Source organism: Paenibacillus sp. FSL R7-269 (genome assembly GCF_000517865.1).
GTDB lineage: Bacteria > Bacillota > Bacilli > Paenibacillales > Paenibacillaceae > Paenibacillus_AQ.
In genome coordinates, this window is record NZ_ASPS01000114.1 from 1 (window position 1) to 15,116 (window position 15,116).

Genomic DNA, 15,116 nt, shown 5'->3' on the forward strand with positions numbered 1-15,116 from the left:
TACAGCGGCCATAATGTAATGAGGATAAAGGCTAGTCGCAGAATCTTCCACACATTGCCGCTAACCCAGGACGGGGCGAAATACTCTCTCATCCGGTGGCCCTGCGGCAGCAGGAAGATTGTATCCGGGGTCTGCAGATACGTCCGGAAGCTGCTGTGTACCGCCGCAGGCACCAACAGGACGAACATAATCCAGCGGATCGGTATGCCAGTCGGAATATCGCGCAGCAGCGCTGTGTACCAGGCGGAGAAGATAATCAGCACCAGCAGGAACACCATGGCAACACCGCTCTGAATGATATATCCCATATAAGGGACCAGGCTTCCCGTGAACCGGCTGCGCCGCTGCCGGCGCAGCTCCTTCAAATCCATATCATTTCCCTCCTTGAACCAGCTCGTAGAACAGCTGCTCCAAATTCAAGCCCTGCCGCCCTGCCTTCGCGGTCATCTCGGCGAGGGTCCCTTCTGCAATCACCTTACCGCCGTGCAGCACGATGAACCGGTCACAATAGTTCTCAATCGTGGAGAGAATATGCGAGCTGAGCAGAATCGAAGCTCCGGACTTCTTCAGGTCCAGCATGAAATCCAGCAGGGAGCGGATACCCAGCGGGTCGAGGCCGAGGAACGGCTCGTCGATGACATACAGGGCCGGGCGCGCTACGAACGCGCACATGATCATCACCTTCTGCTTCATGCCCTTGGACAGATGGGAGGACAAGGTATCCATCTTGTCCTCCATATTGAAGAGTGCAGCCAGCTGGCTGGTGCGTGATTCATAATCACTGCGCTCCACGCCATACGCTCTGGCTGTGAATTCCACATGCTCACGAACCGTCATTTCCTCATAGAGCAGAGGGGATTCCGGCACGAAGGACAGCGCACTGTGGTAGCTCTCTGGATCGCTGCTGCGCGTCTTCCCCTGTACCGTAATCTCACCCTTATGGGGGGACATCAGCCCCAGGATATGCTTCATTGTGGTGCTCTTGCCCGCACCATTCAGTCCGATTAACCCAACCATCTCACCGGGCTGCACCTGCAGGCCGATGTCATGCAGCACCGGCTTGTTCAGGCTGTAGCCTCCGCTGAGGCCCGTAATTTCCAATACGGGAGCTGTATTCATTGACCGTCACCTCTCGGGGTTTTGTTCTTGAGCCATTTCGGGGCTCCTTTATTCTTGCGGTTCTTGTCCCGCTCCGCCTGGCTGCGGGCCTTGCCCCCCGGCCCCGCCGCGCTGCGCGTGCCGGCGCTCACTCCCGGGCGGTGCTGCTCGCGCCGCACCGTAACGCCACTGCCGCCAGGCGCTGGGCCTGGCTGGCCTGCCGGCGCGTCGCCGCCCGTCCCTCCGGCTGTTCCAGCCGCAGAGGTCCGCACCTGCGGCTTGCCGGTGCGCGCTGCAATGCCGCCGCGCGGTTCAGCCCCTTCGCGGCGCTCCTTCGTGCCGCCGCTGCGCAGCTCGGCGCGTCCGCCTTCCGCCAGCGCCTTGCCGAAGGCCATCTCCCGCTCGTCCAGCTGGATATCCAGCTCGCGGGCGAATTTGCGCATGATGAACGTCTGCTGCTCCGTAACGATCGTTACGGATAAGCCGCGTTTACCCATGCGCCCGGTCCGTCCGGCACGGTGGACATAGTGCTCGGAGTCAAAGGCAGGATCGAAGCTGACGACAAGCGTCAGATTCTCAATGTCCAGGCCCCGCGCCGCTACGTCACTGGCGACCAGGACCTTGAGCTTGCCGTCCCGGAAGCGGGTCAGCACGTTAGCGCGCGTCACCTTGTCGGCATCGCCGTACAGCGCTGCGGCCGGAAGGCCCAGGTGGTTCAGCTTCGCTGTCACCTCGGCGATGTCATCCGTCGCGTTCACGAAGACAATGGCCCGGTCCGGCTTATAGTGGCGGATGACCCGGCGCAGCATATCAATCTTGTTCCGCTCCTCGCACACCACATAGTGATGTTCGAGGCTCTGGGCAGTCATCATGCCGGGGTCGATGCCCACCTCCGCCGGATTCTTCATCTCCCGGTTCGCCAGCAGACGGGTCTCCGGTCCAATCGTGGCCGACAGCATAACCAGCTGCCGCGTACGCAGCGCGCTGCTGACGATCTTCGTCACTTCGCCCGCACCGCTAAGCTGGAACATCTGATCCGCCTCATCGAGAATAATCGTGCTCACCTCATGCATCTTGAGCTTGCGCAGCCCGATCAGCTCACGTATGCGTCCCGGGGTGCCTACCACCAGCTGCGGATGCTCCCGCAGCTTGTCAATCTGGCGCTTGATCGCCGCCCCGCCGATCAGTCCTATGGCGCGGATGCCACGGTGTGCACCGTAGCGCTCCGCTTCACGGAGAATCTGCATCGCCAGCTCCTGAGTTGGCGCCAGCACCAGCTTTTGCACCGATTTCGAGTCCGGGTTAATCCCTTGCAGCAGCGGCAGCAGATAAGCCAGTGTCTTGCCTGTTCCTGTCTGGGATGCGGCCAGAACATCTCTTCCTTCCAGCAGAAGCGGAATCGTCTGCTCCTGTACAGGGGATGGTTCGGTGATGCCGAATTCAGACAACCGGGCAGCAAGGTCTTCCTGGATGCCGATAGCCGCAAAAGAAGCTTTATTCATAATAGGGTTTCATCCTTTTCACTTAAGATAATATGTTCATTATATGCCAAAAAGGCCTCTCCACCAAATGGAAGGCCATAAAATCTAAGTCCGAACCGTATTTAAACGGTCATACCATCCTGTATACCAAAGGGGGACAAGTCGTTCACGCCACACATCGAAACTACAATTTATTCATTTTCTGTTCATCAGGTTATAGGTCAGCTTGTCTGCCAGCCGCGGGAACAGCCCATAGAGCCGGATGCCGAAGCCTGCCAGACCGGGCAGGTCCACTTCCTCTCTTCCCTTGTCCATCAGCTTGACGATCTTCGCGGACACATGCTGCGGCGTCATCATGATCCGGCTTACGCTTCGTTCATAATTACCGGAGGGGTCGGCGGTCTTGAAGAATTCGGTGGCGATAGGTCCAGGGTTCACAGCCGAGACAATAATACCGCTCTTCCGCAGCTCCTGGCGGAGCGCATTGGTGAAGCCGAGAACGGCATGCTTGGTGGCCGTGTAGGACACTGAGCGTGCGGTTCCGATTTTGCCGGCCATGGAAGCCACATTCACGATCTGACCGCTGCCGCGCGTAAGCATATGAGGAACGACAGCCTTGGTGCAGCGCACAATTCCCATATAGTTAACATCCATCATATCGGCGAACTCTTCAGACTCCATCTCTGTAAAAGCCGCAAACTTGCCGTAACCGGCATTATTGAGCAGAATGTCAATTCTGCCGTATTGCTCCAGGATCTCCGCAAAGGTACGCTTCACTGCCGCCTCATCGGTCACATCACAGACGAACAGCCCATGCTCGCCCTGGATGCCCGCCGCAACAGCCTGCAGCTTGTCCCTGGACCGGGCCAGCAGAACGGGAACCGCCCCGTGCCCGCTGAGCATCTGCGCCGTAAGCGCGCCAATCCCGCTGGAAGCTCCTGTAATTACCACAATCTTGCCTTGTAATGCCATGGAATAGATTCAACTCCCGATTATCCGCCTAAGAGATCATAACCTGAATATCAAGCTCGCCGATCCCTTCCATCACAAGAGGAATACTCAGCGCTTTGCGCGGCAGTATGGACATGCTCTCCGACTTCATCAGCTTCGGCGGGGTAATGTCTACGGACACCCCTTGATTGGAGAGAATAGTACTGGCATTGCCGCTAATCATATTGCCCAGCTCGGAAATGGCGCTCTGGCCCATCTCATCCATCTCCGTAATTACATAACCGCCCATCATGGCCGACACCATCTTAAGTGCGACCGGTTCGGCAATCCCGAAGATAATATTCCCGCTGAGCTGACCTGTCATTCCCACTTGAATCCATATATGATTATCGATCAGTTCAATATCCTTAATCCCCAGCATACCGGTGGACGGCGAGACTTGGATCACCTGTTCAATTACAATGCGCGCAGACTCTAGAAACGGATTAATTACTTCTGCTTTCATGAAAGTGCTGTCCCCCTCGACCAGTCTTTAGTCATATACCAAAAGTCCTAAGCAATAAAATTTATTATACTTCATATATCGGCATTATTCACCAAAAATTAATGGTCTTGTCGAATGATTTCTAAAGATAGTTTGGAGCTCAACATTGCCCTCCCGGGAGGAATCTCCTATAATTTAATCAATAAACGTAAGATCTGCGGCGTCACACCCTCCGAGTGCAGCACTCACAGCGACCCTTGTACCTATCTACTTTGTCAGAATCCGCGGCTTGCAGACTCTAATTCTGAAAGCTTGCATGTGCACATACGCCCTCCGGAAAGCTGCGGCTTTCCCTGTTTGTACAAATATACGGCGGCACCATCCGGTAGCCATAAGGGGGACAGTCCATGAATATCAGCCAGCTCGAAACACTGATCACCATCTCCAAAACCATGAGCTTCCGCAAGGCGGGCGAGCTGCTCAACCTGACGCAGCCGGCAGTCTCGGCCCAGATCAAAAGCCTGGAGGAAGAGTTCAAAACCCAGCTTGTTGACCGGAACCAGCCGGTTACGCTGACGGACAGGGGCAAGGTCTTCCTCGCCCACGCGGAACAGATTGTCGGAATCGTAGATGAGCTTAAGCAGCGCCTTGCCGATCTGGAAGAGAATCCCCAAGGGCATATTATTCTCGGTACCACCACCTCCATCGCCATCCAGATTCTCCCCAGGGTGCTCTCCTATTTCCAGGATCAGTTCCCTCATATCAAAACCTCGATCTCATCCATGTCCTCCTCCCAGATCTACCAGCAGGTCGAGAACGGTATTGTGGATGTCGGCATCGGCTATCTGATCGGCCGCAATCCGGGAATGACGACCTCGGTCCTGTATTATGATACTTTCGAACTGGTTGTTTCGCCCCGCCATCCGCTGGCCCAGGTCAAAACAGCCGGGATCGAGGCACTGGGCACCATCCCGCTCATTCTGCTCTCACCGGATACAGTCGGCCGGAAATTTGTCGATGAGGTGCTGGCAAGGCACGGTATTCAGCCGCTGGTGATTATGGAGCTGACCAGCAGTGAGGAAGTGAAGCGGATGGTCGAGCTTGATCTGGGAGCGGCGGTCATCTCCAAGCAATCGGTCACTGCCGAGGTCAGAAGCGGAACCCTGCGCATCGTCCCGATCATCGAGCTTGAGGTTACCCATCCTGTAGGTGTTATTACCAAGTCCGGCAAGTATGTCAACTCTGCGATGAGGCAGTTCCTGAGCGACCTTAAGGGAATGCCCGAGACCCAGTTCATCGGCTCAGAGTAACCTGCACCCTATTTAGCCATATTAGCCTAAGGAGATGTTCCCATTATGAAGTTCGACCTGCATACCCATCATTTCCGCTGCGGCCATGCTGACGGCACGATCCGGGATTATATTGAAGCCGGAATAGCGGCGGGGCTGGATGTTATCGGTATTTCCGATCATTCGCCTTACTTCGGAAGCCCGTCTGAGCAGGCTTTTCCGCGCATTGCCATGGCCAAGTCCGAGCTGGTCCACTATGTGGAGGAAGTATTGTCGCTGCAAAAAGAATACGAAGGCCGCATTGATGTCCTGCTCGGCATGGAATCCGACTTCTTCCCGGAGCATGCGGAGCTGTACCGCAAGACCTACGCCGCCTACCCGTTCGATTATGTAATCGGCTCTGTGCATCATGTTGAGGAGGTCAGTATCTTCAACCAGGGACGCTGGAAGGGGCTTGCCCCCGCGCAGAGGCTTGCTTCCAAAAGCGAGTACTATCGGCTAATTGCGGAATCCGCACGCAGCGGCATCTTCCAGATTCTCGGCCATATCGATGCCATGAAAGGCAACTATCCGCCCTTCTCCGAGATCGCTGCTCCCAAGGAAATTGACGAAGCCTTGCGCGTGATCGGCGAATGTGGTCCGGCCATCGAGATCAACACCTCCGGCGGCACCAAGCTGTGCGGCGGCTGGTACCCTTCCGATGAGATTCTGGAGCGGGCCCTGCACTTCGGCGTGGAGGTCAGCTTCGGCTCCGATGCCCATCTCCCTGCCCGCGTCGCCGACCAGCGCAATCAGGTGGCTGCGCGGCTGAAGGAGATTGGATTCGAATACTGGGTCTATTACAAGCGGCGCGAGAAGGTTAAGGTCGCGTTATAGGCAGACACATAATTCATTTAAAAAACCCCGCCTTGCCAAAGTCTGCACCAGACTTGCAAGGCGGGGTTTCTATTGGGCTAAGGCGATACTATTAGAGAATCAGAGACAAACTGTTAGCTGCTACCTTCCAACTCTTCACTAGCATCTAACAGCTACCTGCCCACCGACTGAGCCGCAGATCCCGGGAGGATCTGCATTCCTCCAGATGTTAACTAGTTACTCCTTATTCAGATTCACACAAGTGAAGCCCTGCTGCCTCAGCGTACGCTGCGAGTCCCCATACTGCGGATTCAGAGCGTAGAAGCGGGCAATCATGCTGGTCCAGCTCCGCTCCGTCAGCCCCTGGGACTTGAGCAGCTCCCGGTGGGTCTCATTATATTCTTCGATCAAGTGTTGCTGATCTGGGTTATAGACCTCTTCATGGTATACCGCCGCTATAGGCAGGCGTGAACTCTTCGGCTGTTCTCCCTCCGGATAGCCAATGCAGAGTCCGACCACCGGGAATACATACTCTGGCAAATGCAGCAGCTCAATTACTCCTGCCGTGTTACGGCGCACACCCCCAATGGGGATAATCCCCAGCCCCAACGACTCGGCGGCAGCTACGGCGTTCGCTAGTGCAATGCCGACATCCGTGGCTCCAACGAGCAGCGCGTCTACATCCGCAGCCGTTTCGAACGGCTGGCCTTCCAGCTCCGCCGCAAGCTTCGCGCGGTGAAAGTCCATGCAGAACACCAGAAATACCGGCGCTTCCGCCACATGCTTCTGGTTGCCGCTCAGCGCCGACAGCTGCTGCCTGCGTTCCTCGCTGCGTACCGCAATCATCGATACCTGCTGGCCGTTCACCCAAGAGGGTGCCGCCTGGGCTGCCTCAAAAATCGTCTTCAGCTTCCAAGGCTCCACCGCCTGCCCGCTATAGTTCCGGAACGAACGGTGGTTCATAAGTAATCTAATCACATCATTCAAAGGTTCATTTCCTCCCCCATCTATACTTATCATATCCATGTACACTATCATAGCCCAATCCCCTTGGAGACTGCCAGCACACAATGTTCGATACCGCAAGTATGGTGGCTGCAAATTCAGGGGCACAAATGCTATTCATTCAGCCACTTAACCAACTATTTACGAATTCAAGTGCACTAATGCTCTTCATTCAGCCATTTAGCCATTTATCTACGAATTCAAGTGCACTAATGCTCCTCATTCGGCCATTTAGCCAACTATCTACGAATTCAGGTGCACTAATGCTCCTCATCTCCTCGTCCAGCCCACTTCCGGCCAATCCAAAGGGATTTATCCCTCTCATCAGGAGCCCATGCCCGCACACGCCCAAAAAAAATGGACCCGAATCATCGGGTCCCAACAGCAGTTATATTTTCAAAAGGGGGTCATGTACTTAGTTTAACCGCTGACTGTTAGAGTTTGATAACGGCATTATTTCATTTGTGTAACAATGTGAATACTTTCATTACATCGCCCGAGCCGTCCGCCATCGGCAGGGTCCGCTCCAGGGTCAGGCCGTTCCTCAGCATGACCTGGGCGGACCGGTAATTATCCCCCCGGCAGCGCCCCTCGACTCTCTTCAGGCCAAGTTCCCTGAAACCGTAGCCCAGCAGCAATCCCAGTGCCTCAGTCGCATATCCGCGACCCCACCACAACGGATTCAGCATATAGCCCAGCACGGCATGGCCTTCCTGCCGGTTCCAGTTCTGAAGGGAGACTGATCCGATCAGCTCCGGCTGGCCTAAGATATAGATTCCTGCATGCAGCGCGCCGGGATCATAGCCGTGCAGCATCCGGGTCACCAGCTTATCCAGTACGCCCTGCCGGGAAGTCGATGCATGACGCAGCTGAATATGCGGCTGTACCTCCGGGTGGGAGAGCAGCGACTTCAGCAGCGCTCCGTCGCCGGACGCCATATTCTTCAGTTCCACCCTAGAGCCTTGCAGCGACATCCCCATGATCATCTCATAAGTGCTCATGAACTTCTCCCTCTTCTTCTCTCGCCTACGGTGCCCCTCTCTTGCAGTCCGGCTACCCCCGGCGCAGAGTCAGCACGGTAAGCTCCGGGCGGCACAGGAAGCGCAGCGGCATCATTGTCTCACCGAAGCCCCTGTTCACATACACCGGCATCGCCTTATTCTCTGTATAATACAAGCCGTCTATGTATTTCTTAGATCCGTAAGGCGTGAACGGCGCGCCGACCAGCGGCAGACGAATCTGACCGCCATGGCTATGACCTGAGAGCTGAAGGTGAAAAGGATAGGCTTCCGCCACCTCGGCGTAATCCGGCTCATGCATTAGCAGCACCGTGAAGATGCCGTCTGGAATATCCCGGACAACTGCCTCCGGGTCCGGCTTACCGTGCAGCATGTCATCCAGTCCTGCTACGGCAATCGTTGCTCCGCCTTGCTTAATCAGATAAGACTCGTTCCGCAGGACGCGGAATCCGGCCTCCGTCAACAGACGGGTCAGCAGCTCCGTATTCTTATAATCATGATTCCCGAGGATGGCATACTTTCCAAGCGGGGCCTGTAGCTCTGCCAGCAGGGGGACTGAGTCGGTCAGATCTTCGGCATAGCTATCCACGATATCCCCGGTGAAGCAGATCAGATCCGGCTGTTCATCCTTGATATGCTTCGTCAGCCGGGCCAGATCCTTCGCATCCTTATTGAAGCCCAGATGCACATCGCTGAAATGGACCAGCCGGGTCCCGGCGAACGCGGACGGCAGCTCCGCAAGCGGCAGCTCCCGGCGGGTCACCTCTAACCAGTTCGGCTCCCCTTGCCAGGCATAGCCGCCGGCGAGGAGACCCGCCCCGACCACCGCTCCTGCCCCACGGGCCAGGAACTGGCGGCGGGTCATCTTGCGGCCGCCCCGGCCTTCCGGCTTCGGGGGGCCTATTCCCGCTCCATTCGTAGCAGCAGGAACCGTACGCCCGGGAGAGCCCCCGAACGGCTTTTTGCTCATAGGGAGTGTCTCCTTTCTGTACTCTAACTCTAATCTATTCCATTAGGTCCGCAGTGGATTATATATCGTCGGATTACCCTTCAGCACGCTGGCTGCTCCCGGACTTCACAGGTGTGTCTTCCTCCGGTCCGCTAACTACCTTGATCCGGCATTCTTCCTCAGGAGCTTCACGGTAGGCGAGGGCAATTCCCTTATCCTTAATGTCCGCCCGGCTGACCCGCCGCTGCTTGAAGCTCACTTCAACCTCCTGCGTGAACGGGAACGGAGTCAGGGTCAGCGTAGCGCTGTCCTGCCACTCCGCTTCAATGGCACGGCCGGAGGTGAAGCTGAACTCCTCACTGCCGGAGAAGCCGTCTACGAACCAGGGGTGCTTCTCGGATTCGGCGCTGCCCGGCTTGCTCAGCGCCAGGAACAGCGACAGATCATCGCAGAATTGCAGCAGTCTGGCGTCATAATACAGCTCGCCTTCTTCAAGCGGCTTGCTCTGCTCCAGCTCCCGGTGGATACGCGCCCGGCGGTCCGCTTCACCCTCCAGATATTGTGTCAGCTCCGGGCACTCCTCACCCGACACCTCAATTAACCGTTCAAAATGCGAGCTGCACAGCAGCGCCCCGTATGGCGTCTCCGCTTCCACCTCATCGATTCCCCGTCTATAGAAGGTCAGCTTCGGCACAACCGGGAAATCGAGGAAGCTGTACGGCTGTCCCTCTGCATCATTCCAGAACGGTGTCTCATCCAGATCAATCCAGCCCCGGTCATGGTTGCTTACTGCCCACAATACCTCAGCCCGGCGGCCTTCCGCGGGCGTATGCTCTTCCTTGAACCACTTCGCAAATTCTCCGGCCAGCAGCCCGTGCTCATGCTGCTTCGTCATTACAAGCGTTCCATCCTGTTCACGGCAAATCACAGTCATTCCTCCCCGTTATCCGCTGTCAGACGGTTATCTTCAGCTATGTAGATTATAACATATTCACCTATATTTATCGGAACCTGCGGACGTATGGCTATTCTATGCAGCTTCAGGCTCTTCATTACAGGTTGTCTACACATGTACCCTTTTTGCGGCCCCCCAGAAACACATCTGTACCTCTTGTTCAGCCGTGCACAGCCAAACAGGCCACCCAGTAATAACACTGAATGGCCTGCTACGATTGTGCTTATAGACGAATGGTCTGAAAAATGGTCAGACACCCAGCCAGCGCTTGAACATATGCTTGGTTGTCTGCTTGTTGATCTCGGCAATGGAGGTTGTGAGCGGAATGCCCTTCGGGCAGGCCCGCACACAGTTCTGCGAGTTGCCGCATCCGTCGATGCCGCCGTCTTCCATGAGCGCATCCAGCCGCTCTTCAGCGTTCATCTCACCTGTCGGGTGAGCGTTGAACAGCCGCACCTGCGAGATGGCTGCCGGTCCGATGAAGTCGGTCTTCTCGTTGACATTCGGGCAAGCCTCCAGGCAGACGCCGCAGGTCATGCATTTGGACAGCTCGTATGCCCACTGGCGCTTCTTCTCCGGCATACGCGGTCCCGGACCGAGATCATACGTGCCGTCAATCGGAATCCAGGCCTTGACCCGCTTCAGGGCGTTGAACATCCGGCTGCGGTCAATCACCAGGTCGCGCACGACCGGGAAGGTCTTCATCGGCTCAATGCGCACCGGCTGCTCCAGATTGTCGATCAGCGCTGCGCACGCCTGACGGGGCTTGCCGTTGATGACCATGGAGCATGCGCCGCATACCTCTTCCAGACAGTTGGATTCCCAGCATACAGGAACCGTATTATCGCCTTTCGCATTCACCGGATTCCGCTGAATCTCCATCAGCGCACTGATTACGTTCATCCCCGGACGGTAGGCAAGCTCGAACTCCTCCGTATAGGGGCTGGTCTCCGGTTCATCCTGGCGGGTAATAATAAATTTCACATTTTTGGGAGCTGCTGCTGTTTCCGCCATGTCAGTTACCTCCTAGAAAGTTTGGTTAGTCTAACCGGTCAGTCCTTCGAGTAATCCCGCACGCGCGGAGGAATCAGCGATACATCGACTTCCTCGTAGGAGATCTGCGGGCCGTCTGCTGTCCAGGCGGCTTTGGTGGTCTTGAGGAATTCCTCATCGTTACGCGTCGGGAATTCCGGCTTATAATGTGCGCCCCGGCTCTCATTGCGCAGGAGGGCTCCAAGCGTCATCGCCTCTGACAGCTCCAGCATGTTCCACAGCTGGCGGGTGAAGGCTACCCCCTGGTTGCTCCAGCGCGAAGTGTCGCTCATATTGATATTCTTGTAGCGTTCCTTCAGCTCTTTGATTTTGCCGATCGTCGCTTCCAGCTTCTTGTTCTCACGCACCACGGTCATGTTCGCCGTCATCCATTCGCCAAGCTCCTTATGGATCACGTAAGCATTCTCTGTGCCAGTCATCCCGAGCAGCGACTCATATTTATCGGTCTGCGTCTTGTGGAAGCTGTCGAACACCGTTGAGGAGATATCCTGCACCGATTTCTTAAGGCCCTTGATGTATTCAACAGCCTTCGGGCCGGAGACCATTCCGCCATAAATGGCAGAGACCAGCGAATTCGCTCCAAGACGGTTGGCCCCATGGTATTGATATTCACATTCCCCTGCCGCGAACAAGCCGGGAATATTCGTCATTTGATTATAGTCGACCCACATGCCGCCCATCGAATAATGCACCGCCGGGAAGATTTTCATCGGAATTTTGCGGGGATCATCCCCCATGAACTTCTCGTAGATCTCAATAATCCCGCCCAGCTTGACGTCAAGCTCCTTCGGGTCCTTATGCGACAGATCCAGGTAGACCATGTTCTCGCCGTTAATGCCCAGCCCCTGATCCACACACACATTGAAAATCTCACGGGTAGCAATATCGCGCGGCACCAGGTTACCGTACGATGGATATTTCTCTTCTAGGAAGTACCACGGCTTACCGTCTTTATAGGTCCAGATCCGTCCGCCTTCACCGCGCGCCGATTCCGACATCAGCCGCAGCTTGTCATCGCCGGGAATCGCCGTCGGGTGAATCTGAATGAATTCCCCGTTCGCATAATGCACACCCTGTTGATACACGGCGCTTGCTGCGGTTCCTGTGTTGATGACCGAATTCGTCGTTTTGCCGAAAATAATCCCCGGACCGCCGCTGGCCAGAATGACCGCGTCCGCCGGGAAAGTCTGGATCTCCATCGTCTTGAGATTCTGGGCGCTGATGCCGCGGCAGACCCGCTCGTCATCCAGAATCACCGAGAGGAATTCCCAGTTCTCGCTCTTGGTAACCAGGCCTTCCGCTTCCCAGCGGCGCACTTGCTCATCCAGTGCATAGAGCAGCTGCTGACCGGTAGTCGCCCCGGCAAAGGCTGTGCGGTGGCGCTTTGTTCCGCCGAACCGGCGGAAGTCGAGCAACCCCTCAGGGGTGCGGTTGAACATTACGCCCATCCGGTCCATCAGGTGAATAATGCCTGGTGCCGCTTCGCACATGGCTTTCACCGGAGGCTGATTGGCCAGGAAGTCGCCGCCGTAGACGGTATCGTCGAAATGCTCCCAGGGCGAGTCGCCCTCGCCCTTGGTATTCACGGCGCCATTGATGCCGCCTTGCGCGCAGACGGAATGTGATCTTTTGACAGGGACCAGTGAGAATAGATGTACATGCGCGCCGGATTCAGCGGCCTTAATGGTAGCCATCAGGCCGGCCAGACCGCCGCCCACGATGATGATATCGGCTGATGCCATGATTGTTCCCCTCCTAAAAGTTTTGCGGAAGATCCGCTTCTTCGAGATAGCTGTGCAGCAAAACTTGCTTCGGAAGCATAGGCTTAAGTTTTGTGAGCGTTTGCTTCCTGACTCCTCATCGTACAAAACTCGCTTCGGAAGCATACGCTCTAGTATTGCGGAATATCCGCTCCTAAGTGGTGTCAGCAGTATAAGTTAACCGCTTCCACACACCAGTGTATTCTTAAATAAAACTGCGCAGGGACTGCATCGCCGTAGCGGCAGTTTGGAATTCATCGTTACGGAAGGTGACCAGCGACAGGACGAACATGAAGGTAACGATAACGAAAATACCGAGGCAAAGTACGGATGATACTCTCTGCGAACGCGGACCCACCGTGATCCCCCAGCTGATCAGGAACGACCATAGACCGTTGGAGAAATGGAAGCAGGCAGCCACGATTCCGACAATATAGAGAGTCATCAAGAGCGGCTGGGTCACAATGTTATGCATCACTCCGCCAAGCTGATCATGCTCCACCTTGCCGAGTGCTACCTGGACGCGGGTGTCCCACAGATGCCAGACAATGAAGATGAAGGTGACGACTCCGGTGATCCGCTGCAGCGTATAACGCCAGTTGCGCTCAAGATTGTAGCGGTTCAGGTTCGGCTTCGACTGGTACGCGATGTACAAGCCGTATACTCCGTGGTACAGCAGCGGCAGCCAGATGCCGAACAATTCCAGGAAGAAGACCAGCGGCAGGCTGTTCAGCCACAGCACACTGTCTGTGAAACCAGAAGCGCCACCCTCTACTGCTGCGAAGTTCGTCAGCATGTGCTCAAGGAAGAATGCCCCGAGCGGGATAACGCCGAGCAAGGAATGAATCTTTCTGGAATAAAATCCTCTCATGCAAAGTGTCCCCTTTCCATATAAAACAGCGTTTTCACAAGTCTTTTTAAAGAGCATACACCGCCGGGAGTACAGTTGAAACAGGGCAGCGGCAGGCTTGATTTACCGGCTAATAGTCTGTTTGCACCACTATCCATTGTTTTCCCGGACTTTGCTGAATAATTCACAATATGTGAATATCTTGTGTCACTTTTCATGTTACTCTTTTTTTGCTTATAAGGGAATTGCAATCTAATTATTAATCGTTATACAATAATTGCATAAGAATATTTTTAATATGATAATAATTCTCATTTAGCTTCATTAATAACTTACAATTTAGGGTTGTCTTCCTGCACATCAGGAGAACCTTGGCTCATCGGCTATGCCTTTTATCACAGTTGTATGGGATTTGGAAGAGAGGAGCACTATGAATGTATGATGATTTAGATGCTTTTGCTGCGGTGGTGGAGCACTCCAGCCTGAACCGGGCCTCGCGCCAGCTCAACCTGTCCCAGCCGGCCCTCTCCCGCAAAATCTCCAAGCTGGAGGAGCGGCTCGGCGTCGCCCTGTTCAACCGCTTCGGCAAGCGCCTGGAGCTTACAGAGGTTGGCCGCCTTACCTACACCTATGCGCTGGAGCAGCGGCAGCAGCGTTCCAAGTTCCTGGAAGCGTTATCGAAGTTCAAGGAGGGCGAGCCGCAGCTCGTGACGCTGGGGGCCAGTCTGACCACGCTGCAGACAACCCTGCCTCCCCTGGTAAAAGCATACACAGAGAAATATCCGGCAGCCGAGCTGAAGCTCATCACCGGGAAGACTCATGAGATGGTCACCGCTGTCAGCGAAGGCAAATGCGATGTCGCCATCATCGCCTCCCAGGTTCAGGAGCCGGGGCTGCGCTGCATCCCGCTGTTCGAGGACCAGCTCCGGCTGGTCGTCTCCGAGCAGCATCCGCTGACCCTGACACCGCGGCTCACCATGGAGCATCTCTCCCGGCTGCCGATGATTCTTTTCTCCAAGGGAACCTGGTACCGCCGGACAACAGATGATCTGTTCCAGCGCTGCGGGGTTGATCCCGATGTACGGATGGAGATCGACTCCTTCGAGGCCATCGTCCGCCTGCTGCCGACGATCAAAGCTGCGGCCCTGCTGCCGAACTCTTACTTGCGTCCGGAGCTGTTGAACGGCGGGGGACTGGTCTCCCTGCACATCAAGGAGCTGGAGCAGACGCAGCGGACCACTTGCCTCATCTACCAGAGCAGCGGCGGACTCAGCACGGCAGCACGCTGCCTGGTGCAGGTAACGGAGGATGTCTTCCTGAACAGCCGCGAGTAGCAGCGGGGAACACAGCAATCACCCGGCAAGCTT

At 55.8% G+C, this 15,116-nt stretch carries 15 protein-coding genes; 3 read left to right on the plus strand and 12 right to left on the minus strand.

The genetic code is table 11. The features are described from left to right. From C162_RS31290 to C162_RS31310, 5 genes are all read right to left on the minus strand, one after another. Window positions 1-371 (minus strand): ABC transporter permease (locus C162_RS31290; RefSeq protein WP_036701578.1); only part of this gene is annotated, 371 nt, incomplete at its 3' end. 1 nt (window position 372) lies between these two features. Further along, window positions 373-1,119, minus strand: coding sequence for an ABC transporter ATP-binding protein (locus C162_RS31295; protein ID WP_036701580.1), 747 nt, complete (start codon window positions 1,117-1,119; stop codon window positions 373-375). After that, complete coding sequence (locus C162_RS31300) at window positions 1,116-2,600, minus strand: DEAD/DEAH box helicase (RefSeq protein WP_036701582.1); 1,485 nt, start codon at window positions 2,598-2,600, stop codon at window positions 1,116-1,118. The genes C162_RS31295 and C162_RS31300 overlap by 4 nt, the downstream gene beginning before the upstream one ends. Window positions 2,601-2,774: 174 nt before the next feature. Then, entirely contained in the window at window positions 2,775-3,551 is a 777-nt protein-coding gene (locus tag C162_RS31305) for an SDR family NAD(P)-dependent oxidoreductase (RefSeq protein WP_036701584.1), read from the minus strand. Window positions 3,552-3,579: 28 nt separating this feature from the next. Further along, window positions 3,580-4,035 (minus strand): chemotaxis protein CheX, encoded by a 456-nt coding sequence (locus C162_RS31310; RefSeq protein WP_036701585.1) that lies wholly within the window; start codon window positions 4,033-4,035, stop codon window positions 3,580-3,582. Between the two features lie 386 nt (window positions 4,036-4,421). Here C162_RS31310 and C162_RS31315 point away from each other — a divergent pair, with 386 nt between their 5' ends. Further along, window positions 4,422-5,324, plus strand: coding sequence for a LysR family transcriptional regulator (locus C162_RS31315; protein ID WP_036701586.1), 903 nt, complete (start codon window positions 4,422-4,424; stop codon window positions 5,322-5,324). 45 nt (window positions 5,325-5,369) lie between these two features. Then, window positions 5,370-6,179, plus strand: coding sequence for a histidinol-phosphatase (locus C162_RS31320; protein WP_036701587.1), 810 nt, complete (start codon window positions 5,370-5,372; stop codon window positions 6,177-6,179). Window positions 6,180-6,395: 216 nt separating this feature from the next. Here the strand turns inward: C162_RS31320 and C162_RS31325 are convergent, their stop codons facing one another. From C162_RS31325 to C162_RS31355, 7 genes are all read right to left on the minus strand, one after another. Further along, complete coding sequence (locus tag C162_RS31325) at window positions 6,396-7,136, minus strand: NADPH-dependent oxidoreductase (RefSeq protein WP_235218590.1); 741 nt, start codon at window positions 7,134-7,136, stop codon at window positions 6,396-6,398. Between the two features lie 485 nt (window positions 7,137-7,621). Beyond that, window positions 7,622-8,164 carry a GNAT family N-acetyltransferase gene (locus tag C162_RS34830; protein ID WP_051494077.1) on the minus strand — a complete coding sequence of 181 codons (543 nt, stop codon included), beginning with the start codon at window positions 8,162-8,164 and terminating at the stop codon, window positions 7,622-7,624. Window positions 8,165-8,216: 52 nt separating this feature from the next. Further along, complete coding sequence (locus C162_RS31335; protein ID WP_036701589.1) at window positions 8,217-9,152, minus strand: metallophosphoesterase; 936 nt, start codon at window positions 9,150-9,152, stop codon at window positions 8,217-8,219. A 73-nt stretch (window positions 9,153-9,225) separates the two neighbouring features. Beyond that, window positions 9,226-10,059 carry a DUF3891 family protein gene (locus C162_RS31340; protein ID WP_051494078.1) on the minus strand — a complete coding sequence of 278 codons (834 nt, stop codon included), beginning with the start codon at window positions 10,057-10,059 and terminating at the stop codon, window positions 9,226-9,228. Between the two features lie 276 nt (window positions 10,060-10,335). Continuing rightward, window positions 10,336-11,100: a succinate dehydrogenase iron-sulfur subunit gene (sdhB, locus tag C162_RS31345; RefSeq protein ID WP_036701591.1), complete on the minus strand. Its 765-nt coding sequence runs from the start codon at window positions 11,098-11,100 to the stop codon at window positions 10,336-10,338. Window positions 11,101-11,138: 38 nt separating this feature from the next. Beyond that, window positions 11,139-12,881, minus strand: coding sequence for a succinate dehydrogenase flavoprotein subunit (sdhA, locus tag C162_RS31350; RefSeq protein WP_036701593.1), 1,743 nt, complete (start codon window positions 12,879-12,881; stop codon window positions 11,139-11,141). A 223-nt stretch (window positions 12,882-13,104) separates the two neighbouring features. Further along, window positions 13,105-13,770 carry a succinate dehydrogenase cytochrome b558 subunit gene (locus tag C162_RS31355; protein ID WP_036701595.1) on the minus strand — a complete coding sequence of 222 codons (666 nt, stop codon included), beginning with the start codon at window positions 13,768-13,770 and terminating at the stop codon, window positions 13,105-13,107. A 413-nt stretch (window positions 13,771-14,183) separates the two neighbouring features. On the opposite strand from C162_RS31355, the gene C162_RS31360 reads away from it, so the two are divergent. Further along, window positions 14,184-15,083: a LysR family transcriptional regulator gene (locus C162_RS31360; RefSeq protein WP_036701597.1), complete on the plus strand. Its 900-nt coding sequence runs from the start codon at window positions 14,184-14,186 to the stop codon at window positions 15,081-15,083. Window positions 15,084-15,116 lie beyond the last annotated feature (33 nt).